Source organism: uncultured Coprobacter sp., from assembly GCF_947855755.1.
In the GTDB taxonomy this organism is placed as follows: Bacteria; Bacteroidota; Bacteroidia; order Bacteroidales; family Coprobacteraceae; genus Coprobacter.
Genome location: NZ_CANUAR010000002.1, coordinates 59,127 through 85,429, shown reverse-complemented (window position 1 = coordinate 85,429; position 26,303 = coordinate 59,127). Strand labels below are relative to the sequence as shown.

Genomic DNA, 26,303 nt, shown 5'->3' with positions numbered 1-26,303 from the left:
GAATTCATCACATTATGCTTATTTTAAAGTGCTAGAAAAGTTACGCATCACGCGCGACTATTTGAAAAGTGCGAATTAATCAATATCTCTCTTCAACTACTTTCCAATCGACGATATCCCATAGACCATTCAAATGATCGGCTCTTCGATTTTGGTAGTCGAGGTAATAGGCATGTTCCCAGACATCGAAGGTGAGAAGCGGCGTATATCCTTTTGTCATTGGATTGCCGGCATTTCCTTCTTTAATGATGTCCAGTTTGCCTTCTTTGTCTTTTACCAGCCATACCCAACCTGATCCGAATTGGGCGACTCCTGCATCGACAAAGGCTTTTTTGAATTCTTCAAAAGAACCCCATTTTTCATCGATTGCCTTTGCTAAAGCACCTTTCGGTCCTTCGCTTTTGTGGGGAGTAAAGCTGAAAAAGTAAAATATATGATTCCATGCTTGAGATGCATTGTTGAATAAAGCTCCGTCAGCTTCTTTGATAATAGTTTCGATCGGTGTATCTTCATAAGGTGTACCCTTAGTCAGATTATTCAGATTATTAATATAAGTCTGTTCATGTTTGCCATAATGAAACTCTATCGTTTTTTTACTGATAGCAGGTTCTAATGCATCATATTCGTATGGTAATTTGGGCAATTCGTATTTCATAATTCTATTTTTTTTATCGCTGTTTATTAGTAAAACAAACTAACAGCAGAAAAGTTCTGTAATTGTTGATTTTTTAATCTTTTTTTGCAAATAAAATCTTAAAGCTCTTTTAGACAGTATTATTATATTGTTGGAAAAGCCCTTTTTTATTTGCTTTACTTAATAAACAGCCGTTGTCGGTAAAAGTTCTGTGAAACGGAAAAAAAATAATTACATTTGCATAAAAGAATGTATAGTGTGGAAGAGTTTTTGAAAGATCTTAATCCGAGTCAGCGGGAAGCTGTTTTATATAATGATGGTCCTTCACTTGTTATTGCCGGTGCAGGATCGGGTAAAACCCGTGTACTTACCTATAAAATTGCATATCTGTTGCAAACAGGCTATGCTCCTTATAATATATTAGCATTGACTTTTACCAATAAAGCGGCACGGGAGATGAAAGAGCGTATTTCCCGAATAGTAGGGGAAGATACTGTATCTCGTTTGTGGATGGGCACTTTTCATTCGGTGTTTTTGCGGATTTTGCGAACCTATGCCGACCGTATCGGTTTTAATTCTAAATTTACAATTTATGATACTGCTGATTCTAAGAGCTTGATAAAAACTATTATAAAAGAGAAAGCTTTGGATGACAAGCTTTATAAGCCGGCGACGGTTCAAGCTATTATCTCAAATGCTAAAAATGCCTTGATTACTCCCATTGCTTATGCAGCTTCAAAAGAGTTGATAGAAGCGGATATCCGTTCTAAAAAACCGCTTATAAAAGATATATATGCAGAATATTGGAATCGTTGTGCTCGTGCGGGGGCGATGGATTTTGATGATTTACTGCTTTATACCAATATTCTGTTTCGGGATCATCCCGATGTTCGGGATCATTACAGGAATATATTTCGGTTTATCTTGGTAGATGAATACCAAGATACCAATTTTGCACAGCATCTCATTGTGCACCAATTGGCAAAAGATCACAATCATATATGTGTAGTAGGAGATGATGCGCAAAGTATTTATTCGTTTCGGGGAGCGAATATCAGCAATATTTTAAATTTGCGGACAGATTATCCCGGTTGCCGAACTTTTAAATTAGAACAGAATTACCGTTCTACACGCATGATCGTAGCTGCTGCAAACAGCTTGATCGAAAAAAATAAAGAACGGATTCCCAAACATGTATTTTCGGATAATGACGAGGGGAGTAAAGTTGCTGTGTTGAATGCGTATTCCGATTTTGAAGAGGGATATATGGTGGCGAACCGTATTTCCGAAATGCGTGCCATTTCGGGATTTTCGTATAGCGATTTTGCTATTCTTTACCGGACAAACGCACAATCCCGAATTTTTGAAGAAGCATTGCGGAAGAAAAATATTCCTTATAAAATATATGGGGGATTGTCATTCTATCAAAGAAAGGAGATTAAAGATATTGTCGCCTATTTTCGTATGACGGTCAATCCGCATGATGAGGAAGCTTTGAAGCGGATTATCAATTATCCTTCTCGGGGAATAGGAGATACGACTCTTCGCAAAATAGGAGAATGTGCTACAAAATATGAAGTAAGTCTGTGGCAGGTGGTTTCCGATCCGCTTGCTTATGCTCTTTCTGTCAATAACGGCACATTGGACAAGTTAAAGAAATTCAAAGAGTTGATCGACTCTTTTAGGGAAGCAGCGGAGGAGAAAAATGCTTTTGATCTGGCAGAGCAGATAGTCAAACAGTCGGGAATTTTTGCAGAGGTATTTTCTGACCGTACTCCGGAGAATTTGAGCCGTCAAGAAAATTTGCAGGAGTTGATGAATGGGGTGCAGGAGTTTTGTTCTTTACGTGAAGAAGAAGGAAACGAGTCGGTTTCATTAATCGATTTTTTGAATGAAATATCTTTGGCTACCGATCAGGATAATGATAAAGAGGAGAATAACGATAAAGTTACGATGATGACCGTTCACGCGTCAAAAGGTCTTGAATTTACGAATGTGTTTGTCGTAGGTCTTGAAGAAGACCTCTTTCCGTCGGCGATGTGTAAGAGTAGTGAACGGGAAATAGAAGAGGAGAGACGGCTGCTTTATGTCGCGATTACCCGTGCGGAAAAAAATTGCATACTTTCGTATGCGGGTACTCGTTATCGTAACGGAAGTCCTACAGCTATGCCTCCCAGCCGTTTTTTAAAAGACATGGATTCTCGATATTTATCTTTGCCTTCTGCCCTCGATGGCGACGAAAGACCGGAAAGACGGGAGGTGAATCGTTTCTCTTCGAGAAATGTATTCAGTCGTGTACGTAGTCGTCAATGGTCGGACGAACCGGATTCTGTAAACTTGAAAGCCAAGAAGTCAGCCCTTTATAATCCGGAACAGTACAGGCCGCTTACACGAATGGAACAAGCTGTTTCCAAAGAGATGTCAGGAACATTGAAACAGATCGGAAACATACAGGTAGGAAGTGTGATACGGCATGACCGTTTCGGACAAGGAAAGGTTATCGATATTTCAGGAGATGGAGATAATGCTAAAATCGGAGTTGAATTTGAAAATGTCGGTAAGAAACAATTACTGCTTAAGTTCGCGAAGTTTACCGTAGTTGAATGATAGAAAATAAGATTATGGATATAGAAAAAATACCGTCGCCTTGTTACGTGTTGGACGAGGCGTTGTTTCGTAAAAATTTAGAACTGATCCGTTCGGTTAAAGAACGTGCGGGAGTAAATATCATATTGGCGTTTAAGGCTTTTGCTTTATGGAAAGCATTCCCCATTGTACGGGAATATATTCCGTATTCAACGGCAAGTTCCGTATTCGAAGCCCGGTTGGCTTATGAAGAAATGGGAAGTCCTGCACATACTTATTCTCCGGCATATACCGATGCCGATTTTCCGGCTATTATGAGTTATAGCAGTCACATAACATTCAATTCTCTCAGTCAGTTTCAGCATTTTTATCCTCAAATTTTAGCTGCCGGGAATAAAATATCTTGCGGATTACGTATCAATCCTGAATATTCAGATGTAGAGACAGATCTTTATAATCCGTGTGCTCCCGGTTCTCGATTGGGAATTGTAGCTTCTATATTAGGTAACGTATTGCCGCAGGGAGTCGAAGGTTTGCATTTTCATACACTTTGTGAATCGTCATCGTATGATTTAGAAAAAACATTGGAACAGGTAGAAAAAAAATTCGGACATTTACTGTCGCAGGTTAAATGGTTGAATATGGGGGGCGGACATCTAATGACTCGAAAGGATTATAATGTAGAGCATTTGATAGACGTATTGAAAGCCTTCAAAGAACGACATCCCAATTTGGAAATTATTATGGAACCGGGTAGTGCATTTGCTTGGCAGACCGGGATTTTGGTCTCTTCTGTTGTAGATATTGTTGAAAATCAAGGAATAAAAACCGCAATTTTGGATGTTTCGTTTACGTGTCACATGCCTGATTGCCTGGAGATGCCGTATAAACCGGTTGTTCGTGGAGCGACAGATCCTGTTCCGGGAAAGCCGACATATCGTTTAGGTGGAAATTCTTGCTTGAGTGGAGATTATATGGGAGATTGGTCGTTCGATAAAGAATTGAAAGTAGGTGATAAGATCGTGTTTGAGGATATGATTCATTATACAATTGTCAAAACGAATATGTTCAACGGAATTCCACATCCGGCATTAGCATTATGGACAAAGGATGAAGAATTGAAAATATGGCGTACCTATACTTATGACGATTATAAAAATCGGATGGCATAATATATTGGATAAAGGGGAAATTTTTTGTAAAAAAAAGTTTTGTAAAAGCTTTTTGGATATATAAATATTTAATTATAGTTAATATATTGCATTTTGTAGAATAATAGTATTGCATATATAAATAATGTTCGTATATTTGCAATGTGTTTTTCATGGTATTAGATTTAAGGTTAACGAAGATTGGTTGTCGAGATGACAACCTTTTCTTTTTTATATACATTTTTCTCATGAAATAGTCTTAGTATATGTCTAAATTTTCCGACAAGGAAACATTATCAGGTCATCTTTGCGTTTGCTTACGGTCTTTTTCCCGTTTTCACTCATCAGATAATCTATCATACTTTTGTGAAAATAGAAAGGTAGATCAATGCTGGTTGAATTATTAGATAATAAGCTTTTTTATTTCAGGATATTTTTGAAAAGTTTTTCCGTTATATCGTTTTTGTAGAAAAATATAGCGGGATTTTTTGTGTTAATGCTGATTTAAATCGAGCATATTGCCTGTTTTATAAATAATCGAAGTAATATCGTGGAGGATAAAAATCTCATAGGATATAGAAATATTCTCAATAAAAAATGATATGTTTTTAATTTGTTTAACAATAATGGATAGTGAACTTTCTCTTATTTTGAGTCCCTAAATAATAGAATAGTTAAATATATAAATTCATTTGTATGAGTAAATCTGCAATAGATATTGACAAAATATTTAAGTGCTATTATCGTCCATTATGTTTATATGCATTACATTATGTTCATAATACTGATATTTCTGAAGACATAGTACAAGATAGTTTTTTTTCTTTATGGGAGAGAATAAATAGTGTTGAAATAGAGAATGTCAAAGCATATCTTTATAAAACAGTACGAAATCGTAGTTTGGATTATCTGAAGGAGAATTTGATTTATGAGACAAACCTTTCTCCATTTGATTTGGAAGATATTCTGACCGATGAAGAGGCAGAAGAACGTTCGCTCGCAGAAGCTCGAATGTGGACGATTATTGATACTCTTTCAGAACGTTGTCGAGAAGTATTTTTATTGAATAAGCGTGATGGCATGAAGTATAAAGAAATTGCAGACAGACTACACATTTCTGTAAATACGGTAGATAATCATATTAGTAAAGCTCTTCGGCTGATACGCGAAGGTGCGCAAAAGATCTATATTTTCTTATTTAACTAATCTTTACTATTCCTTTATAGTGAATTTTTTTATTGTAACAGTCATAGTTACGAAAAATAAAATATTGAAAAGTATGGGAAATTTAGAAGAAAAATGTCTTCGCTTTGTTTTGCATTATTATCAGAAAAATAAATTGGATACGCAAAAAGCATTAAAAGATTTTAAAGACAAACATCAAATATCGGCGTGTAATAAAAATACCGTACGCTTTTGGTGGGTATTTACCGGTGTTGCAGCCGCAATATTCATAGTGATTTTTATGCAATATCGATTTTATGAGGAAAAAGAATGGACAGAAGTAACAGCCGATTCTCATTCAGTAGTTTATCTTCTTCCGGATAGTTCTTCCGTTATTTTATTTCCTCATTCTTCTATTCGTTTTTATTCTGAAAGTTATCGGCTTTCTTGTCGTGAGGTACAAATGAGAGGAAGGGTATCGTTTTCTGTCAAACATGATATTTCACGTCCGTTTACCGTAAAAGGGGAACTATCTCAAGTTAAAGTTTTGGGTACTTGTTTCACGATAGATGAAAGTCGGATTGATACGGCATTTATTCGGGTTGATTCAGGAAAAGTTCAATTTTCGGTTATCGGACAACCTGATACACTGATATTGACGGAGGGGATGACAGTGGAGGCTGTTAAAGGTCAGCATAAGCTGCAAGTGATGAAACGCTCGATGACAGGTAACTTTGTATTTGATAACACACCGTTATCTGTGGTACTTGACGAGCTATCGAGATACTATAAAGTACAACTGACTGTTGACTATCCGAATAAGTGGCTGACTGCCGATTTTAAAGCAAAAAGTTTGGATGAGATTATTGAGATCATAGAGAAAGTATTGAACGTGAATATTGAAAAGGTAAAATGATGAAGCTCATAATGACTGTGATTTTATTGTATGTGTGCCTGAGTATAAATGCCCAACAAAATACGACGGAAATGAAAAAAATCATAGATGCTATGCAAGATATGTATCATGTAAATTTTGTGTATGATTCTTCTTTGGCAAATATTAAACCGAAAAGCGCTCCTTTATCAGGTAGTTCGTTAGTTGAAAATTTAAAAAGAGTATTCAGTGGTATTGGCATACAATGGGAAATTCGGGATGAATATGTTTTACTATTCCGCCAAGATAGTTATACTTTTTCTGGATATGTATGTCAGGAAAATGGAGAAACACTCATCAATGTGACGATCTTTGACATGAATACGAAAAAGGGAACGTTAAGTAATGAACATGGTTTCTTCAGTATAACATTGCCGAGAGGAAAACATAATATACGTTTTTCTTATATAGGTTATCAAGATGTTATAAAGGAATTGAATTTAAATTCAAATTATAACGGCATTGTTTATATGAAAGAAGGTGTTGCTTCATTGTCCGAAATAGAAGTAATAGGAGATTTGAATTTACCTTTTCATACGACACAAACAGGAAAAGTGTCGCTGACCTCAGAACAATTGAATGCAGAATTTTCGTTATTAAGTTCTCCTGATCTTGTGAAAACTCTTCAAACTATCCCTGGTGTATCTGCCGGAACAGAACTCCTTTCTGGAATGTATGTACATGGCGGTAAAAACGATGAGAATCTTTTTTTGCTTGACGGAACGCCCCTTTATCAAATTAACCATTTGGGAGGTCTGTTTTCGGCCTTTAATACGGATATTGTCAAGAATGTAGATTTCTATAAAAGTGGTTTCCCTGCCCGTTATGGAGGCAGGTTATCTTCTGTAGTCGATGTTCGTACCAAAGAGGGAGACATGAAAGAATTTCATGGGAATTTTTCTCTGGGTTTACTTGATGGTAGAATTCAATTTGAAGGTCCTATAATAAAAAACAAGACATCGTTTAATGTTGCTATGAGAAGAAGTTGGACAGATCTTTTTACTGCTCCTATATTTTTTGTACTTAACCGTTCTAATCCTAAAGACAAGAAGAATTTGCGTTATGCCTTTCATGATATCAACGGGAAAATTACTCACCGATTTTCGGATAGGAACAAACTTTCGCTCAGTATATATTCCGGCAATGATTTATTGAAAGTAAAAGCTCGGCAGATCTTTGATGGGAGTATTATGAATGCAGATAAGGAGCATTATAATTCAGATTTTAAAGTGACATGGGGGAATTTGACTGCTGCTTTGGCTTGGAACTATCAGTTCACTTCTAAATTGTCAGGAAATTTTACCGCTGTATATGCACGTAATACTTCTATGTATGACTATGTAGAAGATGATCGCTATTTTAGTGATAAGGATCAGATTTATATGAATCGAAGAGAGCGATTCAATCATTCTTCGATAAATGATATCGGTTATCGTATGGAGTTTGATTATCGTCCCGGAGTGAATCATCATATCCGTTTTGGTAATAATTATTTATACCATATTTATCATCCTCAAAATATAGCGTCTCGAAATCTGACAGAAAAATATTCGGATATTGATACTATATCGCTGGAAAGTGCAAGTCGTTATAGAGGTGGTGAAGTTTCTTTCTATATTGAAGATGAAATGCGACTGACACAAAGGATAAAAGCCAATGCCGGCTTGCATTATGCGGTCTATCAGACAGATGGGAGGTATTATCATTCTTTCGAACCGAGAGTAGCTATGAGTTATCAATGTGCAGATCGAGTTGCTGTAAAGGCATCTTATGCTGAGATGAGCCAATTTGCACATCAATTATCGAATACTTATCTTAATCTTCCGACTGATAGTTGGGTACCATCTACACGAAAAGTGCCTCCTATGCATTCAAGACAACTTGCTGCCGGAGTGTATGTGGAATTGCCTTTACATATTAGTTTGAACATAGAAGGGTATTATCGTGCTACAAGCCAATTGCTTGAATATGATGGCGGAAATAGTCTGATGCTTCCGGCCGATAATTGGGACAATTTAGTGAAAACGGGTAAAGGAAAGTCTTATGGTATGGAACTGTCTTTGGAATATAGAAACCGGAATAATATTATTGAAGCTGGATATACATTATCATGGAGTAAACAAAAATTTGAAGATTTTTGTCCGGATTGGTATTACAGTAAGTTTGACAATCGTCATAAATTTAATATCTTATTCCGTCATAAATTTAGTGGTCATATAGATATTTATGCCGCATGGACATATCGTAGCGGAGATAGAGCTACTGTTCCTACTCAGTATGTGAATGGTCCGTCTTTTCCGAATGTCCCCGGTTCGAGTGAACCGGAACTGATTTATGAAAGGCCGAACAATATCACATTGCCGGCATATCATCGTCTTGATCTGGGTATGAACTTCCACCATATAACAAAAAGAGGATTTGAGCGTATTTGGAATATCAGTGTTTACAATGCTTATTGCCGAATGAATGCATTTTATACTCGAATAGAACGTTTACCGAGTGGTGGTTTCAGAGGCAAGGCGATAGGAATCTTTCCTATAATCCCTTCATTCAGTTACACATTAAAGTTTTAAACGCATGAGGTATTTATATTTTGTCATATTATTTTTTTGTGTATTTCTGTTTTCATCTTGCACATATCACTTTAAGTTGGATGATATTATGGAGTCTCCTAAATTGGTACTATATTGTTATCCGGGAAGTGGCGATACGACTATTGTACATTTGTCACGCAGCCATCCTGTTAGTCAGAAAGGAGAACTTAGTCAAGGATTGAAAGCTGCGAATGTCCTTATTTCGGTAAATGATGAGACAATGCATTTTTCGTGGACGAATGATTCTATACCGGGTATTCCGGCTCAAAGTTATTATGTGGTAAAGAAATACAAAGATGGGGATAAAATAAATATAACGGCATCTGCCGACGGTATGAAGACTGTCTCTGCTGCAACGATTATTCCGAAACCATTTCCTTTAAAGTCGGTCGATTTGATTAGAAAAGAAACTGATATGGATAAACTTCAGTTTCAGATACATTTCGATGACGATGCAAGCACCAAAGATTATTACGCTATGAGAATTGAGTATAAACAGATGTATTGGAGTAATGGAAATTATTCAGAGTCGATTAGCCCGATAGTGTTTGATTTGGATGATGAACCTTTATTGAATAACTCTTCGGGATTGGATGATATACTGATGAATGAGAATGATTTTTATCAAAATCTATATTATTGGGATGATACTAAAATTCAGGGTAAAAGCTATACATTTAGGTTAAATACCTATTATATGGCAGACTATGAGGATGATTTCATTACTCCCGACGGATATGAACATATTGTTTGTAAAACGAAATATCGGGTCATTTTATATAGCCTTTCTGAAGAGTTTTATAAATTTCTGAGATCGCTAAATGAACAGAAGAATAATGGACTGGGACATTCTGAGTTAGCTCCCATACGGGCTACTTATACAAATGTTATAAATGGTATAGGAGTCGTGGGTGGTTGTAGAATTCTCCGAACGCAATGGATCGACAATTTAAAAGATGATTGAATAGAATGTTTTACAGTAAGAGTCAGATGTTGTCATTAGATATAATTAACTATTTTTCAGTGAAAATTTAGATCTATCTGAGGATTTGGATTCGGGAAGTTTAATTTGAATGGATATATTCTTTATGTATTGGAAAATATTTATATGTTTGATTATAGCTCTTTTTCCGGGTATTAGCAATGTTTGTTCTTATAGCCAAGAGGTCAGAGTGCATGATTCGGTAATGGTTATTCAAAAAGGTAATTTTTGTTTAAGTAATGATCGTGTTATATTTGAAAAGGGTATGAATGTAAAGGTAGATACTCTTCTTTTTGGAATTTCTCGTTCGAATAAATTTGCATTTAATAACGGATATTCTTATTGTTCGGAGTTCTATGCCAATAAGTCTTTTTTACATACAGGAGAATACAGCGTGTCAGGTGTCATAAAGCACTATCCGTATGGCCGTTTTTATGGTATGGGTAAACAAATTAACTTTATCGGTTTAGGACAAATGAATTATGCCGGTATTGGATTGTATTCTATGAACCGTTGTTCTTTAAATATCTTTGCATATGCAGTAAAATGGCATATACCGAGATATGAAAGTTTGTTGTTCGGATTGTTCGGTAGTTTATCTTACTCTGTTAATGAGAAAGTTAAATTAAATACATTTGCTTCGTACTCGCTTATATTTTCTTCTTCTTTCAGAACTATTAATTATGGAGGTTTTGTTACTTACGATATGCATCCTAATTGGGGGATGGATATTGGAGTTAAGCGTTGTTGTGATTTCCGGTTGCGTAACGAACAAACAGTACCTATAATTGCACCTTATTTTCGATACAAAGGAAATAAACTTAGTGTTGATGTAGGCAGTGGACTCTTCCGGTTGTTTAAATAATGTTGTTGGATAATTTTTTCTATCTCTCTGCCGAGTAGTGTCACGCTTATTTAACTTGATCTTTATATATTTTTTGTATGTTTATCGAGATGTAATTATTTAGTAAAAATTTTTCATGTTATTGAGAATGTTTAATTTTGCATCGTAGTTAAGAGCTTGTCTCAATTTTGCTCGGGCCAGGTTTGGAAGTTTCGTGAAAAATGGTTTAACGATAGGGTATGGAAAAAAAAGAATCTATAATTCGTCTGATTTATCCGCAGTGGCAAGGAGGAAATATTGCCAAATGGATTTCGGAAATAAAGAATCCGGCAGATGCCTCACGAGGATATTTTTTAGGAGCTCGATTGCTTGATTTTCTTGCACCGGATAATGGACAGGAGAAGTTGGTCGTTCCCGTATCGACTGAGGTTGTTGAGCGTAAAGAGAAGGATGGAGTCCTTGATAAAGATATTATAATACGTCAAACAAGGGCTGCATTAAGTATGTTGCGAGTTAGCAATCCTGATAAAATAGTAACGCTTGGAGGTGAATGTTCGGTTAGTGTTGTACCGTTTACCTATCTTGCTGAAAAATACGATAATGATGTAGCCGTTATTTGGATAGATGCACATCCTGACATTACATTGCCCGGTGATGTTTATTCGGGATATCATGCAATGGCGGTTACGGCATGTATGGGATACGGAGATAAAGAGATTATTGCAGAACTTCCTTCCCGGATTGCATCATCGAGAATATTGTTTGTCGGATTACGTAATTGGGAACGCGAAGAGATTATTGTTCGGCAAAAACAATATGGAATTCCTCATCTTGCTCCAAGAGATGTGGCTCAAAATAGCGATGCGGTCAAGTGTTGGCTGAAAACTTGTGGCGCATCTAAAGTATTGATTCATTTTGATATGGATGTTCTTGATCCTTCGGAGATTGTTGCGGCAGTAGGGACAGACCCGGATGGAATGAAAATGGAGGAGGTTATTCGTGTAATAAATGATATTGCTGAAGAAAAAGAAATTGTCGGTCTGACCATTGCCGAACCTATGCCTCGTACAGCGATCAGAATTAAAGACATGTTAAACCGTTTGCCTTTATTGAAATAAATATAGATGCAGGTAATACTGATAAAAAGATAAAGTGTAAGAGCTGGTTTATGTTTTCCGATAAGGAAATTTTATCAGATCATCTTTGTGTTTTTTCCGGTCTGTTTTTATTTTAGTATATTTATTGGTCGGATATTGTGATTTTTACTTGTTCTTTTTGCAGATACCATTATATTGTGCCTATAAGCTAAACAGGCCAAAATGAAATATACGGCACATTGTATCCATAAAATGATATATTCTTGTCGTATGTCGGCAATGGTTGCACCCATTGAATTTATTTTTACAAAAGCTAATGTGCCCGGAGCTGCCGGGAAAATAAAATGAGATGCTTTCCAGTACCATGGCATGAGTTCTAACGGGTAGGATACTCCGGACAAGAAGATGAGCCCGACCGAAAAAAATGCGATCATTAACAACGGAGTCTCTGAATCGGTGTAAAATACCGAAGCTGCCAATCCGAAGAAGCTGGTGGCAAGCAGATACGGAATCATTAACATAACTATTTCATATTTATTCCCTATATTCGGTAAACTGAATACTACGGGCATTAATCCTAATAAAAACAGAGAGAAAAAGGCATATAGGAAACAATAGACAAAAGTTTTACTAATGATAATTCCGGACATTCTGCCAAAAGAAGATCCTTTGCCCGGAAGTTGCGAAATAGATCCGGAGTCTTTTTCATCACCGCTGATCATTCCGATTACCATTAATAAGGTCTGAAAGATTATAACCATCAGAACTGCCGGAATTAAATAACTCCCGTATCCCTCTGTGTGGTTATACAGGGCTGTTCCTACAACAGTTATTGCTTCGGATTGTGTTATCTGTTGAGTATCTTGTTGAGGTAGAAAGACAAGCATTTCAGGGCGATATTTTTTATTTAATTCCAGCATAGCTCCTGCCGAAGATTCTTGCATCGCCAGATAATAGAGAAATGCGTCGGTTGTCCCATACATGACGAATATCGATTCATCTCCACGATTTACTCTTGTTTCGAAATCTTCGGGAATGTATATAATGCCGATAACCTCATTCTTTTTCATTAGCTCTTTAGCTTCTGGAAAATCGTCTCCGTTACAATATACTTTTACTTGAGGTGCGGCATCGATCAGACGGGTGTATTCTCGACTCAAAGCGCTATGAGATTGATCTACGACTGCAATAGGAGCATCTCTGATCAAATTCGGTTCATACATATAATTATAGAGAAGCCCATATACGAAAATTCCTCCCATCAGCACGAGTAATATGGCATAGCTTGTGCCGATTGTTTTGAATTCTCGCATTATTATTGTTGCGATGTCTTTAAACCAAGATGATATTTTATTTGATATTCTCATATTTATGACTTAATATAGCTTTTTTCAGATGCGGTAATATAAGGATAGCCGGCAAGATAAATAAAAATAGAGCGCTTATGTTCTGCCATGTATAGGCAAATCCATAGTCTCCGTACAACAAGTTTTGATTGATCTCAACAAAATGGCGAACAGGGAATAAAAATGAAGCGTAATATACTGCCGGAAACATAAATGGAGCAGGGAATGTCACACCCGACAGAGTTGCACCTAATGATCCGACCATAGATACGATACTGATGATAATACTGATTGCCGGGAATAGGGAGAATAAAAATACAGCTAAAGCTTGAGTAGCTATGACAAATAATATTGTTGTTAGGTTTAAGGGGGTGAATCCGCAAGAAAAAGGAATTTGCATAACACCGAACATGATATAATTAGAAAATATTCCTATAATGATAAACAGGATGGTGTAGGGTAATAATTTCCCGGTTATGGCTGTAAATATATTCATATCGGCGCACTTCAACCATTCGTCTGCCGTATGGAATTTAATCTCGCTTCCTATTGTATATACGGTTACTAACAGAATGATAACTTGAAATAGAATAAAGAAAAAAGGATTACTTAGATATACCGAATAATCCAGATCGGGATTGTAAAGAGGATGTCCTTGTTCATTGACTGGAACAAGAAAGTCTTCGATTTGATTTTCACTGATTCCTAACGCTGTTGCTTCATTTATAATGGGCGTTATGGCTAACGGTTGCAGTACGGTTTCAAAAGCTCCTTGTATTTCGCTACCTACGCTTAACAAAGCATAGTGGTAGTAATAGGAGAGTGTTGTGGTTTTACCCGAAAGAACATTCTCTTCAAAATTTTCAGGAATAACTAAATATCCGTAAATTTTTTTTTGTTGAGTTGCTGTCCGTGCAGAAATATCGTCAGAGTAATGAGCGATTACGTTAAAGGTAGGTACTGCTTCGATTGTTCTGGAAATATTTCTTGAAGTTGCTGTTTGATCTAAATCGACGATTCCGATGGGGAGGTTCTCCATTTGTCCCGATCCGAATATCGTTGCCATAAAAAAGACGCAAAATAGAGGCAATACGATACATACCCCGAAATATAATCTCCGAGATGTCATGCGTGTTATTTCCCTTTCGAATACAGAGAAAAAAGATCCTTTTTCAGAATGGATACTCATTCTATTGTTCATTAAGGTTTACCAATACCGACATACCTGGGCGCAAATCCTTGACTGGAGAAGTAGGTAAGGCATGCAATTCGAAGGTTCTCAGATCATAACTTCCGGTCTGCTTGGTAGATCTCCATGTTGCATAACTACCCAAGGGACTGATATAATTTGTTTTAAATATTATTTCTTTCTTATTCAAAGCGGGAACACTGCCTTTGAATGTTTTTCCTATCTTGAAATAAGGGAGGAAATCTTCTCTTACATTCAGTACGACATGAGCATCATTCAGTACTACAAGGCTCATGATAGGTGTGCCTGCACCGACTAATTCACCACGTTTGGGATAGATAGAGGCTATCTGTCCCGATTCGGGAGCTGTAAGTTTGGCATCCTGCAATAGAGCCTCGACTTCATTGACTGTTCCTTTTGCTGCGTTGACCAATGACCGGGCACTTTCTTTATCTTGTTTTTGAGCTCCATCCAAAGCCATCAAATATTGCTGGTATGCAGCTTTCTCATTAGCTATCGCTGCTTTATAGATAGCCTCGACTTCATCTTTCCTTTGTGAGGTTACGACACTGTCTTTATATAATGTCAGAATACGGTCATAAGTCGTTTTTGCCAATTGCAGATCAGATTTAGCCTTGCTCCATATTTGGAACATCGTTTCGATAATTTGGCTGCGAGTACCTTCATCAATTTTTTGGTTTTGATATTTCGCGACGTTTTCCAATGCATTTACCTGTTCATATTTTGCTCGAGCTTCAGGGCTATTGATAATTACCAAAGTGTCACCGGCGGAGACATTTTGGCCTTCTTTGACTAAGAATGTATCGATCCGTCCCGGTAATTTCCCGGATATACGTATTTCGGTAGCCTCTATTTGTCCTTGCAGAATTGTCGGTTTATTCTCGAGTAATATCATTCCTAAGAAAGAGATGAGAGCGACGATTATTAAAACAGATATGAAAGCCGTTATCAGATATTTTTTTGTTCTGTCCATAGTTATGTATAATTAATATCTTGAAAATAAATTATAGAGCCTGTCCGGATTTTGCTCTGGTCGGATTTGAGAGTTTCTTTCGAGGATTTTTTGTTGTCTTTGCGAGAATGATAGCGGGTTATCTGACGAGAGAAAACACAAAGATGACCTGATAATATTTTTTATCGGAAAATTCAGCCAGGCTCATAAAAAGGTTCGTTTTTTCCCTCTTTGCTATATTGGTAAAATGTGTCGGGAATACCACATGCCGATAATAGATTTATCAAGGCAACGTCATATTGATAATAAGCAAGTAAAGAGGCTATTTGTACTTTTGACAACATTACTTCGGCATCTATTACTTCTGTTGAAGTAGCCATACCTTCTGTAAAAGATTTTTTACGTATGCGAACTAATTCCCTACTCATTTCTATAGTCGTGTTTAGAGCCGAAACATTATTCAACGCATTTTGTATCTGGCTGTAAAATTTTTCCAGAACTACATTTAAGTCATCAATAGCTTTATCCTTTCCCAAAGCCAATGTTTGTTTGGTGATTTTGGCTTGTCTGATTTTTTTCTCTCTATCCAGCCCGTCGAAAATGTTCCATGAAAATCCTACGCCGATCATGCTGCGGGGAAGTAGGTTCTTTTCGATACCGTGTGCATATAGAGTTTGTTTACCGAATAAGGCGATGTTTGGAATGTAACCCGTACGTCCGATTTTCAATTCATTGTTGGCGATGTTTTCTTGTAGTCGCATTTGGTTTATAAGATAGTTATTACTTTCTATCAAACTTTTGAAATAGAGAATTGTCGGTAGAGAATCATTGATGAAAAGGGGAGAGATAGGACGAATATTACCATCCGTTTCCATTTTGATCAATGTCTTTAGTGCGCTTTGGGCGACATCTAAATCTTTCTTTGCAGATTCTAATTCTCGTTTAGCTTCATCCATATTTACTTGTACGAACAATCTCTCAGCTTTATTTATCATTCCGTTTGCTTCAAGTTTTAATGCATTCTGATAATGTTTTTTCAAAGATTGAAATGTCTGCTCTCTTACCTCGACGACTTTTTGTCCTAGTCGTACTCCGAAATAACTTTCGACAAGAGCTATACGAGTATTAGCGCTGATCTGTTCTTTATTCACTTCAGCGATAGAAACCATTGCTTTTCCTATTTTTCCGGCATAAATACGTTTTCCACCGGTAAAGATAGGCCATGTAATATTGGCGTCGATAGTTGTCAGATCTTGTGGGGCGAGAGGAAAACTGAGAGAATAACTTCCTATTTTGTCTAAGATAGAAGATATAATCTGGTCATCCGGAATGATAGAATGAATAAAATCTTTTGCCGGATCGGTAAATTGGTTCAGTGATTCTTTCACTTCTATTTTATTTGCCATGTGTACGTATGCCCCTGTTGCATTGATTGCCGGATACCAGAAAGCATTCAGACGCTGGTGTTCGCTTCTTGCCCATTCAATTTCTTTATCTGCGATTTGAAGGCTCTGATTACCTTTGTCGAGTAGTTGTATAGACTCTTCAAAGCTGAGACTTATCTCTTGATTTTGTCCGAAGAGGATCGGTGATGAGATGAGAAGTAATATACTGCATGATATAAAATACCTGAACATATACCTTTTTCGTTATAGATTTCTATTTTTCTATAAACGGGGAAGTCGGGAGGTTTGTTCGATAAAATATTAAAGAAAAAAGCAAATACTTTTATGCAAAAGAAAATAAATGAATATTGCAAAAAGTATATTTAGGTTGGATATGAATTATTGATTGTTAATAATGAAAATATATGTGTGAAAATAACCTTAAATACAGCACATCTGTTTGTATGAATAAAAAAATGTAATTATATTTGCAGCATATTTTTTCATGGTATTAAATTTAAGGTTAATAGAAGATTGGTTGTCGGGATGACAACCATTTTTTTTATCTGCACTTTTGGTTGTTATAATCGAAATAAACTGTAAAAATGTTTTCGTGAAACGAAAAAGCTAAATATATATTGGTAGGGTATTGAGAAACTTAAAGTTCGTTTGAACAGATTTGAGAGCTTCTTCCCAGTATGTTTTTCTATTTTTATGAGGAGGATAGTGGGATATCTGACAAGAGAAAACGCTGTCAGTATTTTTTATTGGAAAATTTAAATAGGTTCTTGAAGTCAGCTTTTATTTGTGTAATAAGATCTTATCATTATTTTATTATATGATTTTAGGATATATTACCGAAAAGGATTAAACGTAATGTATTCTTGATTTGTTTCTTTATATAAAGAGTTTGAAACTAAAATCATAGAGAAGATGAAAAAGATTTTTTTATTAGCGGCTGCAGCCGCAGCAGTAGGGGTGACATTGTATTTATCTTGTAACCAAAACGCTCGGTGTAATTTAAAAAGAAAAGTTCGTGAAGGACGCCGGTCTATTGATAGAAATATATCGAAAGCTTCACGTAGAATCGAGAAATCTGTAAATAAAGCAATTGATAATTTAACTGAGGCTCAAGAGAAACTTCAGCAAAAAGCTGATGAGCTAAATACGAAGCTTCATAAATCGACTGCTGAATAAGATATGAAATGATATTTTTTATTTGCAAACAGACTTTGTATTCATTTTTAGTAGAGTGTTTGATATTTTTAGAGCCTGTTTAAATTTTACCCGGTGTCAGGTTTGAGAATTTTTTAGAAGTTGTTTTTTGTTTTTATAAAGATAATATCGGGTTATCACGAATGAAAGTAGAAAGCAGACTGAAAGAAATGCAAAGATGATCTGATAAAATTTCTTTATCGGGAAATTTAAACAGGCTATTAGACACTCTGTTTCACTATATTATTTCTTTGGTTTATTCTTTTATCGTAGCATTTATTACGCGTTCGAGCAAAACCGTTTTCTTATTCCAATGATAAGGTTCGTATTCTGTATTTTTCAGGATTTTATTATTTTTAAAAATTAATCCGTTAACAGATTTTGCATATAATATAGGAATATCGAATGTTTCGAAAATATTATCTGTAATGATTATTTTTTTATTTTTCCCTCCATGAAAATATCCTTTTTGTCCTTGTAGGTCAGGAATCTCAGGGTAAATAGAGATAATAGCATTTGTAAATTGAAACATGCTGGTAAGAGCATTGATAAATCTGTTTTTTCGTATGATGACATTTTTACAAGAACCTGTTTCATACCAACCATTACAATCACCGCATAACAGAATTGCCGTGCCGGATATGTGGTCGAATAGATTTTTTTCAACTACGGTTTTACGCGGAGTACTGAATAAAGCTCCCCGTGCACGGTTATTGCGGATGATATTTTCGGAAAATACGACTTCGGGAGTCCATGTCAGGTTCTCAATACCGAAATCTATATAATCGTTTATACTTGGGGCTATTTTGTTTTTAAATTTGATCATAAACTCCCGGCTTCCCTTTTCTTTCTTTTTATCGTGGGAATAAATAGCCGTTATTTGGTTTTCATATCCTACAGTATCCATAGTAGATGAGCGGATAAATTGAACTTTGTCACCGGCTTCTCCCCACTTAAAACCCCAACTTTGTTCGTGCATATAGCGTCCTATAAGGGTATAATCATCCAATCTTTTTATAATTTTCAGATAAGTTCCGTGAATATTTATGGCATCATCCATCATATTTTCGTATAATCCGTTTTTTGATATGATTTTACCTTTACATCCCGAAAAGTGTGTCGCATCTGCTTGTGTTGTAAAATATCGTGGATCGTTATCTCCTTTCAGGCAGACGCAGAATTTGTTTAACGTGATGTTTTCGCAAAGTTGGGCAAGTAGTCCCATTCCTTCAGCATAATGGATTTTGACATTCTGTATCGAGGTGTTTTTGTTTTGTGAGAGAAAAATTCCCGGAGTCGGGCGGTGATAGGTACGCATCGCTATGACCGTACCCGGAATAAGCCTCTCGTCTTTCCACAAAGGAGCTTTTAAAATACGAGGTGCAATTTCGATAATACCTTTTGTAGAATATTGAAGGTCACTGGTTCGATATACGATTCTCTTTGTATTTTTTTCGAATGCAATTCCGGTACTCGGACATGCACTCCAGTTATTGCCGTATATTTCAAAAAGCGAATCTTTGGATGTGCGATAATGCACCCAAGGAGCTACTTCAAAAATTATTCCATCTGCGATATTATTGCGGATAATTTTAATTTGCGCTATGTGCGGGTTTTCGAAATCGATGCTGAAGTTTTTTAGTTGGCAATCTGAAGAACGGATTAGAGATATAGGAAGCATTCGTCCGTGGAATATAAATTCAGCTCCTTGTCCGTCTAAAATCAGATTATGCATATTTTCTATAGCGATACCCACTTTTTTCGGATTGTCTTGATCATGATTTGAGATATAATATTCTCTTTTCAAAGCGTTGTCATCATAAAAATTATAACGTCCCGGAGCAAAACGAAGAATTTTCTTTTCTCTGTCTTTGGTATTTAACTTTATTGAATCCAAAACTTTTTGTATAAGAGAAGATGTCTCGATTTGAGTATCCGGATAGATTCCGAATCGGGTCATGTCATAAACTTTATGCTTGGCATATAAATCGGTACAAAATAGGCAAATCAAAAATGTTAGCCAAAGGTTTACTTTCTTTTTCATAGCTTTACAAAGATAAATATTTTATTGGTATTTTCAAATCAGAGTTTGACTTTACGTTGGGGAAATCTGAAATAAAGAAATGACCGGATTATTTGAGTTTTAAAAGGTATGAAAGATTCGACGGTCATTTATTTTGGGTAGAGCAGATAATTGAAGATTTAAGCAACAAAAGGCTTACATACTATAAGCCTTTTTGTCACCTATAATTCTAAAATAAATATTGCTGTATTTATTTATATCTTAGTATTAATTTTCAATATTGTAATCATTCATAACGAAGACGTTAGGAATTATACTGGGTTCGATGATCCCAGGCTCTCCTTTTATAGCTAAAAAAGCAAAACCGATTACAGGCAAAAATGTAACCCCTAAGCCTACACCTAAACCGATTGCAAGACCTTTGTTATCTTTACCGGTTGCACTTGAGCTTCCTTCCAGTAATATTGTTTGTCCGTCAACTGAAGTAGTAGATATGCACTTTAATTCTACGAATCCTGCCCGACCACAACCTTTTGCTTTTTCTCGTTTTATAGAAGTCTGAACAGGTGTTCCTCTTTTTATTAAAATTTCACCGTTCTTTCCTTTTACATCATTATCTACTATTGCAGAAACCGAATCTTTAGAGTTACTTTTTACAGTAGAAAGTAATCTTACTATAAGCATAGTGCCTCTATCGAGAGGTGCGGCTGCCAAAAGATTTAAATTCAACATAGAGAACGCTAATACTACACTCAAAATTTTCTTAATCATAATACCAAATTTTAATAATTAATATTTTTGTAACCAAATCTCATTTAATGTACGATCATCAATTGTCATTTTTTGTGAGAAAGATGTTTCTAAAAACATAAGAAACCACAAATAAACAATGCTTTTTTATATCGAGTAAATTTTGATAATTTTTATATTGTGAATCGGTCTGAAATTTTCGATAAAAAATAAAATATATATTCAAAATTTTGATTCTCTTTTTTGTTCGTTTTTCGGTTTCTATATGTCATGTAACACATTATATTGTCCCTTATCGGAATAAAAAATTCCTTAGGAAATACCTCTCAAGATGTTTGTGTAAAATTTATATAAGGTTCTTAGCACCTTTTTGCAAATATAGGAACAATTTATAGATAATGTCAAATATGCGATTCGAAATCTATTTATAACAATTTAATTTATTATTTATATTATACTTTTCAAATAATCAATATATTTAATTGCTCCTATCAAAGAATAGTTTGGATATATTTGTACCAAGTGATTTATAATTTTTGTAATATTGAGTTATGATTAGGAGGGTAGAGTTACGAGACAGCAAAGCTATCGCAGATATTTATAATGAATATATCATGCATAGCGTGGCTACTTTTGAGACGGAATCTTTAGAAGAGGAAGAAATGCGTTCTCGTATAATCGAGATTTTTACCAGTTTTCCTTATTGGGTTTATGAGACGGATGGTAGAGTGGTGGGGTATTGTTATGCTCATATGTGGAAACAGCGGGCTGCATATAAATATACGCTTGAAACAACAGTTTATGTGTCGTCCGGTTATGTGGGAAAAGGTATCGGGAAAGCACTTATGCAAAAATTGATTGATGAATGTCGGGAAAGCGGCTATCATGCGTTGATTGCTTGTATTACATCAGGTAATGAAGTTAGTAGTTCTTTACATTTAAAACTCGGATTTAAGCAAGTTTCTTTTTTTGAGCAGGTAGGATCAAAATTTGGTCGGTGGTTGGATGTTGTAGACTATGAACTATTATTGACTTAGAGCCTGTCTCAATTTTACTCGGGTCAGGTTTGGGAGTTTCTTTTGAGAATGTTTTGTCGTTTTTACGGAAAGGATACGGGATATCTGAGTTGTGAAAACGGGAAAAAAGACCGGAAGAAAACGCAAGAATGATCTGATAATATTTTTTTGTCGGAAAATTTAGATGGGCTTTTATTGCATATAAAAAGAAAAGCCGGCTATTTTTAATCAACCGGCTTTTCCCATAGTTAAGGTTAAAGATTCTACTTGATATGTATGAATGAGCTGTTTTCTTGAATTTTCTCTGAGTTTGTGTTCAGACTTTTCTCTTTGTCATATTTGAGATTGTACGTTTTTTCTCCTCCGAATGTATTGACTTTTATTTTTAGACCTGACAAGTTGCTTTCTTGTGGAGCTAAATCTTTTAATCTGAATGATGCAACCCCCCAAAGTCTTCTGTCTATTTTCGGATCGCCTTCCATATTATGACGGAATTCTAATTGCATATAATTATCCTTGTCGGGATTGTCCGAAAGAGAAAAATCTCGCACAACATTTACCATATGTTTTTTCTCTCCTGCACCTTGCATTTCAAATTGTACGGTCAAGTATTCGTCACTCGTCCACATGTCGATGATATTTACAGGATCATTACCGATACTGTCTGCGGTTTCAGGTGTAATAGGAATGATATTTTTAACCAAAACAGTGTCTATGTCATTAATGGCAACATAATAATCATATCCCATATAATTTTCCTGCAGTAGAGAAAAATTGATGATTACGCGTCGTCCGTCTTCTAAGAAAAAAGACGGGATAGAAGTGTTGGCTGGTAACATAGTCCTTTTGCTGTCTAATTGCAGATAAGGAGATTCTCCGTCTTTTACAACCATGTCCCCGATAGCGTATGCATACGAGGTGTAATAGTAAACATCGTCGTCATCATCTTTACAAGATTGCAGAATAACCGATGAGATCGCTGTTGCTAATCCTATCAGAAAAATAGAAAATTTTTTCATAAGTCATCCCTTTTTAATTTATTGTTTTTTTATTTGGTTTGTCTCTTTTGTAATGTAAATGGCAGTTTGAAAAGAATACTGCATCGAAAAATGTTAAAGAGTTAAAAAGATATTTTCTCTTTTGTTCGGTGCAGTATTTTTACACTTTTTGCATTTATAAAATAAAGAGTGATTTAAAAACAGGAATGAGGGAGGAAGAACTGGTTGAACATTGTAAGCAAAAAGATAAATCTGCACAAAAACGATTGTATGAGTTGTATGCAGGTGCTTTATTTGCTCTTTGTATTCGTTATTCCGGGAATCGGGAAACTGCTAAGGATATTTTGCATGATGGTTTCCTTCGGATATTTACGTCTTTCGACAAGTTCGATTATAGAGGAAAAGGTTCTTTAAAGGCATGGTTAAGCCGAGTAATGGTCAATACGGCATTAGAGTATATCCGTAAAAATGGAGAAATAAATCGGGTATTGACTTTGGATGAAGTTCCGGAAATTATTGATCCTGAGAGTGAGGATGAAGATTTGGAAAAAATACCTCAGGCTGTGCTGATGAAATTTGTATCGGAATTGCCTTCCGGGTATCGAACGGTATTCAATTTATATACTTTCGAAGAAAAATCTCATAAAGAAATTGCCGATTTATTGGGAATCAATGAAAAGACTTCTTCTTCACAGCTTTTCCGGGCTAGGGCAATATTGGCGAAAAGAATAAAAATGTATTTAACGGGAACGGTATGAAACAAAAAGATGATAAATGGGCTGTAAGATTCCGCAAACGGATGGAAGGATATGCCGAACTTCCTCCTTCTGATGTTTGGGAAAAATTGGACGATGAGTTATCTTTTAGTAGTAGGAAACGACATCGTTTTTTCAAAATTGCCGTAGTAGCAGTTGCTTTATTATTTATATCGGTAGGCCTTTATTTTTTTACTTATACTACGAATAATGATGAAATTATTACTGTGGATATCCCTTCTCGTATATTTGAGCATTACAAGACCGATGAATTTTTTCAGCGGGCGATTGTATCCGATAGTAATAGAATAATTATCCGTACTCCGATTTATACTGAGACTATAAAACAGAAAGCGGAAAACGACATTTTTGAGGAAGAAGACACAGCTGTTACACAGTCGGTAGATACGATTCCGATCTCATTGAGAGAGAAGACTGCCCCGTCCGAACAGAAAAATAGATTACAAAAAGAAAAGACTCATTTTTCTCATACTTTCTCTGTTGGTAAAGGGTATGAGGTGAAAAAGCCGATCAAGAAAAATAAAGGTTGGTCTGTGGGTATTTCGGTCGGTAATAACATGATCGCTTCTGTAGAAGATCATTATGGGTTTAGTAATCTTGATCGTTCGGGAATAATGCCTCGAAGTATGAATGTGTTGGAGGTTGGGCAGGATGAAATGTCTGAAGAACGGAAAATTACGGCAGCCTATCAACAGATTATGCTGAAGAATATTAATTTAGAGACTACAACTAATATTAAACATCGTTTTCCTATCACATTTGGTTTTTCATTGCGTAAAGATCTTTCAAATAGCTTTTCTTTAGAAACAGGGTTGACATATACCTTACTATCTTCCGATTTGATGGCTGGAAATGATATTTATTATTCTCAGGAACAGAAACTTCACTATTTGGGTATTCCTTTAAAGGCAGGTTGGTATTTTGTAAAGAAAAAGCGTGTTTCTTTATATTTATCTGCCGGAGGGGCGATAGAAAAATGTGTTAAATCTCAATTGAAAACACATTATGAAATGCAGAATGAGTTATCTTTTGTCGGAGATGACCATTTGGATGTGAAGAAGTTGCAGTGGTCTGTCCTTGCATCGCTCGGAGCTCAATTTAATATAACGGATCATTTCGGAATTTATGCCGAGCCGGGAGTGATATATTACTTTGACGACAGGACAAATATCTCTACAATTCGGAAAGAGAAGCCTTTTAATGTCAATTTGCAAATAGGATTGAGATTCGGATTTTGAGGTTGTTACTGTTTTATATATTCGTGCCGTATTTTGGGAAATAGAGTTTATCTAAAGTGTAATGATTAGGTTAAGTAAAAAGAAAACCGTTATTCTTTGAATTTAGAACAACGGTTTTCTTTATTAGGTTAAAAGATTTATTGTTTCAATTTTGTTGCTATAGCTTTTGCTAATTCTTGACATTGGACTATCTTTTCGGGAGTAATGCCTTGTTTCATTTCTACGGGGTTTCCGGTTACGTCCCATTTTATTCGTTCTGCAAAAGCAGAAAGTCGTTTTACTGCAGCTCCAGCCCATGAGAATGAACCGAAATATCCGAATATACGGTTTTTCATATCCCGGCTTTCTAATTTGGAAATTAATGATTCGATATTAGGAAATAATTCATTGGTATATGTCGGGCTTCCGATAATAAGTCCTTTGTATTTGAATATGTCTCGTAAAACGTATGACATGTCCGATTTCGATACGTTATGCATGACTATGTTCTTGATACCTTGAACTGCTAACTCTTGGGCTATAATTTCCGCCATTCTTTCAGTATTACCGTACATGCTTCCGTATGCGATTACAACACCCTCTTCTCCTTCATATAAGCTTAGTTTATTATATATACTTATGACTTTTTGTATTTCTTCTTTCCAGATAGGACCATGAGTAGAGCAAATCATCTGTATGTCTATTCCCGAAAGTTTTGCAAGAGCTTTTTGTACTGGAGCTCCATATTTCCCTACTATATTAGAATAATACCGGAACATTTCATCCCAATATTTTTCGGTATTCATTTGATAGTCTATGATTCCGCCGTCCAATGTTCCGAAACATCCGAATGCATCTCCGGAAAAGAGAATTTTATCATCTTCACAATAAGTCATCATGGTTTCAGGCCAGTGTACCATGGGAGTCATATAAAAAGTAAGGTTCTTTTCGCCTAAAGATAAGCGGTCGCCGTCTTTTACTTCATGGAATTTATCGAAGATTCCGTAAAATCCTTTAATCATTCCGATGGTTTTGCTGTTTCCGATAATTTTAATATTCGGATATACATGACAAAGATCGCTTATCGAAGCCGAGTGGTCAGGCTCCATATGATTTACTACCAAATAGTCGATCGGGCGCTCGCCCAGTATGTTTTTTATTTTTTCAAAAAACAGGTCGGTATAACAATGATCTACAGTATCAATCAAAACAACACTTTTATCGACGATCAAGTATGAGTTATAAGAGACTCCGAGAGGTAAAGGCCATAATCCTTCAAATAGATGTTTTGTACGGTCATTTACTCCTACGTAATGGATATTTGTACTGATTTCTGTAATAATCGACATATTATTTTCTCTTTATTTATTTTCAGTTACAAAGTTACAAAAATGTATCTTTTCAAGAAAAGAGAAAACGGTTTTTCACT

Annotated in this window: 21 protein-coding genes; 12 read left to right on the top strand and 9 right to left on the bottom strand. The window is 35.8% G+C overall.

The annotated features are described in order from the left end of the window. Nucleotides 1-79: 79 nt before the first annotated feature. On the bottom strand, nucleotides 80-682 hold the full coding sequence (locus Q0093_RS02075; protein WP_307766680.1) for a Fe-Mn family superoxide dismutase: 603 nt from the start codon (nucleotides 680-682) through the stop codon (nucleotides 80-82). Between the two features lie 210 nt (nucleotides 683-892). Between Q0093_RS02075 and Q0093_RS02070 the strand changes: the two genes are divergently transcribed. From Q0093_RS02070 to Q0093_RS02035, 8 genes are all read left to right on the top strand, one after another. Further along, complete coding sequence (locus Q0093_RS02070) at nucleotides 893-3,241, top strand: ATP-dependent helicase (protein WP_297928279.1); 2,349 nt, start codon at nucleotides 893-895, stop codon at nucleotides 3,239-3,241. Between the two features lie 11 nt (nucleotides 3,242-3,252). After that, nucleotides 3,253-4,392 (top strand): carboxynorspermidine decarboxylase, encoded by a 1,140-nt coding sequence (nspC, locus tag Q0093_RS02065; protein ID WP_297928353.1) that lies wholly within the window; start codon nucleotides 3,253-3,255, stop codon nucleotides 4,390-4,392. Between the two features lie 675 nt (nucleotides 4,393-5,067). Beyond that, the gene (locus Q0093_RS02060) at nucleotides 5,068-5,577 is read left to right on the top strand and encodes an RNA polymerase sigma-70 factor (RefSeq protein ID WP_297928278.1); all 510 of its coding nucleotides are present in this window, start codon (nucleotides 5,068-5,070) and stop codon (nucleotides 5,575-5,577) included. Between the two features lie 73 nt (nucleotides 5,578-5,650). Continuing rightward, nucleotides 5,651-6,451, top strand: coding sequence for a FecR family protein (locus Q0093_RS02055; RefSeq protein ID WP_297928277.1), 801 nt, complete (start codon nucleotides 5,651-5,653; stop codon nucleotides 6,449-6,451). Beyond that, nucleotides 6,451-9,042 carry a TonB-dependent receptor gene (locus Q0093_RS02050; RefSeq protein WP_297928352.1) on the top strand — a complete coding sequence of 864 codons (2,592 nt, stop codon included), beginning with the start codon at nucleotides 6,451-6,453 and terminating at the stop codon, nucleotides 9,040-9,042. Before Q0093_RS02055 ends, Q0093_RS02050 begins: the two co-directional genes overlap by 1 nt. A gap of 4 nt (nucleotides 9,043-9,046) precedes the next feature. After that, on the top strand, nucleotides 9,047-10,027 hold the full coding sequence (locus Q0093_RS02045; RefSeq protein WP_297928276.1) for a DUF4249 domain-containing protein: 981 nt from the start codon (nucleotides 9,047-9,049) through the stop codon (nucleotides 10,025-10,027). A gap of 109 nt (nucleotides 10,028-10,136) precedes the next feature. Then, entirely contained in the window at nucleotides 10,137-10,910 is a 774-nt protein-coding gene (locus tag Q0093_RS02040; protein ID WP_297928275.1) for a hypothetical protein, read from the top strand. A 218-nt stretch (nucleotides 10,911-11,128) separates the two neighbouring features. Next, nucleotides 11,129-12,007, top strand: coding sequence for an arginase family protein (locus Q0093_RS02035; protein WP_297928274.1), 879 nt, complete (start codon nucleotides 11,129-11,131; stop codon nucleotides 12,005-12,007). 107 nt (nucleotides 12,008-12,114) lie between these two features. On the opposite strand, the gene Q0093_RS02030 is transcribed toward Q0093_RS02035, so the two are convergent. The 4 genes from Q0093_RS02030 to Q0093_RS02015 form a co-directional block, all read right to left on the bottom strand. Then, entirely contained in the window at nucleotides 12,115-13,353 is a 1,239-nt protein-coding gene (locus Q0093_RS02030; RefSeq protein ID WP_297928273.1) for an ABC transporter permease, read from the bottom strand. Then, nucleotides 13,337-14,521 carry an ABC transporter permease gene (locus Q0093_RS02025; protein WP_297928272.1) on the bottom strand — a complete coding sequence of 395 codons (1,185 nt, stop codon included), beginning with the start codon at nucleotides 14,519-14,521 and terminating at the stop codon, nucleotides 13,337-13,339. The genes Q0093_RS02030 and Q0093_RS02025 overlap by 17 nt, the downstream gene beginning before the upstream one ends. A gap of 1 nt (nucleotide 14,522) precedes the next feature. Further along, nucleotides 14,523-15,515 (bottom strand): HlyD family efflux transporter periplasmic adaptor subunit, encoded by a 993-nt coding sequence (locus Q0093_RS02020; protein ID WP_297928271.1) that lies wholly within the window; start codon nucleotides 15,513-15,515, stop codon nucleotides 14,523-14,525. A 173-nt stretch (nucleotides 15,516-15,688) separates the two neighbouring features. After that, a complete protein-coding gene (locus Q0093_RS02015; RefSeq protein WP_297928270.1) occupies nucleotides 15,689-17,131 on the bottom strand; it encodes a TolC family protein in 1,443 nt (480 codons plus the stop codon). A gap of 681 nt (nucleotides 17,132-17,812) precedes the next feature. Between Q0093_RS02015 and Q0093_RS02010 the strand changes: the two genes are divergently transcribed. Beyond that, nucleotides 17,813-18,076 carry a hypothetical protein gene (locus Q0093_RS02010; protein WP_294176018.1) on the top strand — a complete coding sequence of 88 codons (264 nt, stop codon included), beginning with the start codon at nucleotides 17,813-17,815 and terminating at the stop codon, nucleotides 18,074-18,076. 274 nt (nucleotides 18,077-18,350) lie between these two features. Here the strand turns inward: Q0093_RS02010 and Q0093_RS02005 are convergent, their stop codons facing one another. Both Q0093_RS02005 and Q0093_RS02000 read right to left on the bottom strand, forming a co-directional pair. Then, complete coding sequence (locus tag Q0093_RS02005; protein ID WP_297928269.1) at nucleotides 18,351-20,138, bottom strand: alpha-1,3-galactosidase B; 1,788 nt, start codon at nucleotides 20,136-20,138, stop codon at nucleotides 18,351-18,353. Nucleotides 20,139-20,384: 246 nt separating this feature from the next. Next, entirely contained in the window at nucleotides 20,385-20,888 is a 504-nt protein-coding gene (locus tag Q0093_RS02000) for a hypothetical protein (RefSeq protein WP_294176011.1), read from the bottom strand. A 530-nt stretch (nucleotides 20,889-21,418) separates the two neighbouring features. Here Q0093_RS02000 and Q0093_RS01995 point away from each other — a divergent pair. Further along, a complete protein-coding gene (locus tag Q0093_RS01995; protein WP_297928268.1) occupies nucleotides 21,419-21,904 on the top strand; it encodes a GNAT family N-acetyltransferase in 486 nt (161 codons plus the stop codon). A 242-nt stretch (nucleotides 21,905-22,146) separates the two neighbouring features. Here Q0093_RS01995 and Q0093_RS01990 read toward each other — a convergent pair whose 3' ends face one another. Further along, nucleotides 22,147-22,902 (bottom strand): NigD-like protein, encoded by a 756-nt coding sequence (locus Q0093_RS01990; RefSeq protein WP_294176007.1) that lies wholly within the window; start codon nucleotides 22,900-22,902, stop codon nucleotides 22,147-22,149. A gap of 185 nt (nucleotides 22,903-23,087) precedes the next feature. Here Q0093_RS01990 and Q0093_RS01985 point away from each other — a divergent pair, with 185 nt between their 5' ends. Both Q0093_RS01985 and Q0093_RS01980 read left to right on the top strand, forming a co-directional pair. After that, nucleotides 23,088-23,639, top strand: a complete 552-nt coding sequence (locus Q0093_RS01985; RefSeq protein WP_294176003.1) for a sigma-70 family RNA polymerase sigma factor — start codon at nucleotides 23,088-23,090, stop codon at nucleotides 23,637-23,639. Next, nucleotides 23,636-24,895 (top strand): porin family protein, encoded by a 1,260-nt coding sequence (locus tag Q0093_RS01980; RefSeq protein ID WP_297928267.1) that lies wholly within the window; start codon nucleotides 23,636-23,638, stop codon nucleotides 24,893-24,895. The genes Q0093_RS01985 and Q0093_RS01980 overlap by 4 nt, the downstream gene beginning before the upstream one ends. A 137-nt stretch (nucleotides 24,896-25,032) precedes the next feature. On the opposite strand, the gene Q0093_RS01975 is transcribed toward Q0093_RS01980, so the two are convergent. Continuing rightward, nucleotides 25,033-26,223: an FprA family A-type flavoprotein gene (locus tag Q0093_RS01975; RefSeq protein WP_297928266.1), complete on the bottom strand. Its 1,191-nt coding sequence runs from the start codon at nucleotides 26,221-26,223 to the stop codon at nucleotides 25,033-25,035. Between the last annotated feature and the right edge of the window lie 80 nt (nucleotides 26,224-26,303).

Excerpts from the sequence above, each read along its gene's own strand:
- Q0093_RS02045 (WP_297928276.1), top strand. The coding sequence starts at position 9,047 with ATGAGGTATTTATATTTTGTCATATTATTTTTTTGTGTATTTCTGTTT.
- Q0093_RS01990 (WP_294176007.1), bottom strand. The coding sequence starts at position 22,902 with ATGAAAAAATTTTCTATTTTTCTGATAGGATTAGCAACAGCGATCTCA.
- Q0093_RS02010 (WP_294176018.1), top strand. The coding sequence starts at position 17,813 with ATGAAAAAGATTTTTTTATTAGCGGCTGCAGCCGCAGCAGTAGGGGTG.
- Q0093_RS02055 (WP_297928277.1), top strand. The coding sequence starts at position 5,651 with ATGGGAAATTTAGAAGAAAAATGTCTTCGCTTTGTTTTGCATTATTAT.
- Q0093_RS02030 (WP_297928273.1), bottom strand. The coding sequence starts at position 13,353 with ATGAGAATATCAAATAAAATATCATCTTGGTTTAAAGACATCGCAACA.
- Q0093_RS01995 (WP_297928268.1), top strand. The coding sequence starts at position 21,419 with ATGATTAGGAGGGTAGAGTTACGAGACAGCAAAGCTATCGCAGATATT.
- Q0093_RS01975 (WP_297928266.1), bottom strand. The coding sequence starts at position 26,223 with ATGTCGATTATTACAGAAATCAGTACAAATATCCATTACGTAGGAGTA.
- Q0093_RS02040 (WP_297928275.1), top strand. The coding sequence starts at position 10,137 with ATGGATATATTCTTTATGTATTGGAAAATATTTATATGTTTGATTATA.
- Q0093_RS01980 (WP_297928267.1), top strand. The coding sequence starts at position 23,636 with ATGAAACAAAAAGATGATAAATGGGCTGTAAGATTCCGCAAACGGATG.
- Q0093_RS02025 (WP_297928272.1), bottom strand. The coding sequence starts at position 14,521 with ATGAGTATCCATTCTGAAAAAGGATCTTTTTTCTCTGTATTCGAAAGG.
- Q0093_RS02015 (WP_297928270.1), bottom strand. The coding sequence starts at position 17,131 with ATGTTCAGGTATTTTATATCATGCAGTATATTACTTCTCATCTCATCA.
- Q0093_RS02020 (WP_297928271.1), bottom strand. The coding sequence starts at position 15,515 with ATGGACAGAACAAAAAAATATCTGATAACGGCTTTCATATCTGTTTTA.
- Q0093_RS02060 (WP_297928278.1), top strand. The coding sequence starts at position 5,068 with ATGAGTAAATCTGCAATAGATATTGACAAAATATTTAAGTGCTATTAT.
- Q0093_RS02005 (WP_297928269.1), bottom strand. The coding sequence starts at position 20,138 with ATGAAAAAGAAAGTAAACCTTTGGCTAACATTTTTGATTTGCCTATTT.
- Q0093_RS02035 (WP_297928274.1), top strand. The coding sequence starts at position 11,129 with ATGGAAAAAAAAGAATCTATAATTCGTCTGATTTATCCGCAGTGGCAA.
- Q0093_RS01985 (WP_294176003.1), top strand. The coding sequence starts at position 23,088 with ATGAGGGAGGAAGAACTGGTTGAACATTGTAAGCAAAAAGATAAATCT.
- Q0093_RS02000 (WP_294176011.1), bottom strand. The coding sequence starts at position 20,888 with ATGATTAAGAAAATTTTGAGTGTAGTATTAGCGTTCTCTATGTTGAAT.
- Q0093_RS02050 (WP_297928352.1), top strand. The coding sequence starts at position 6,451 with ATGAAGCTCATAATGACTGTGATTTTATTGTATGTGTGCCTGAGTATA.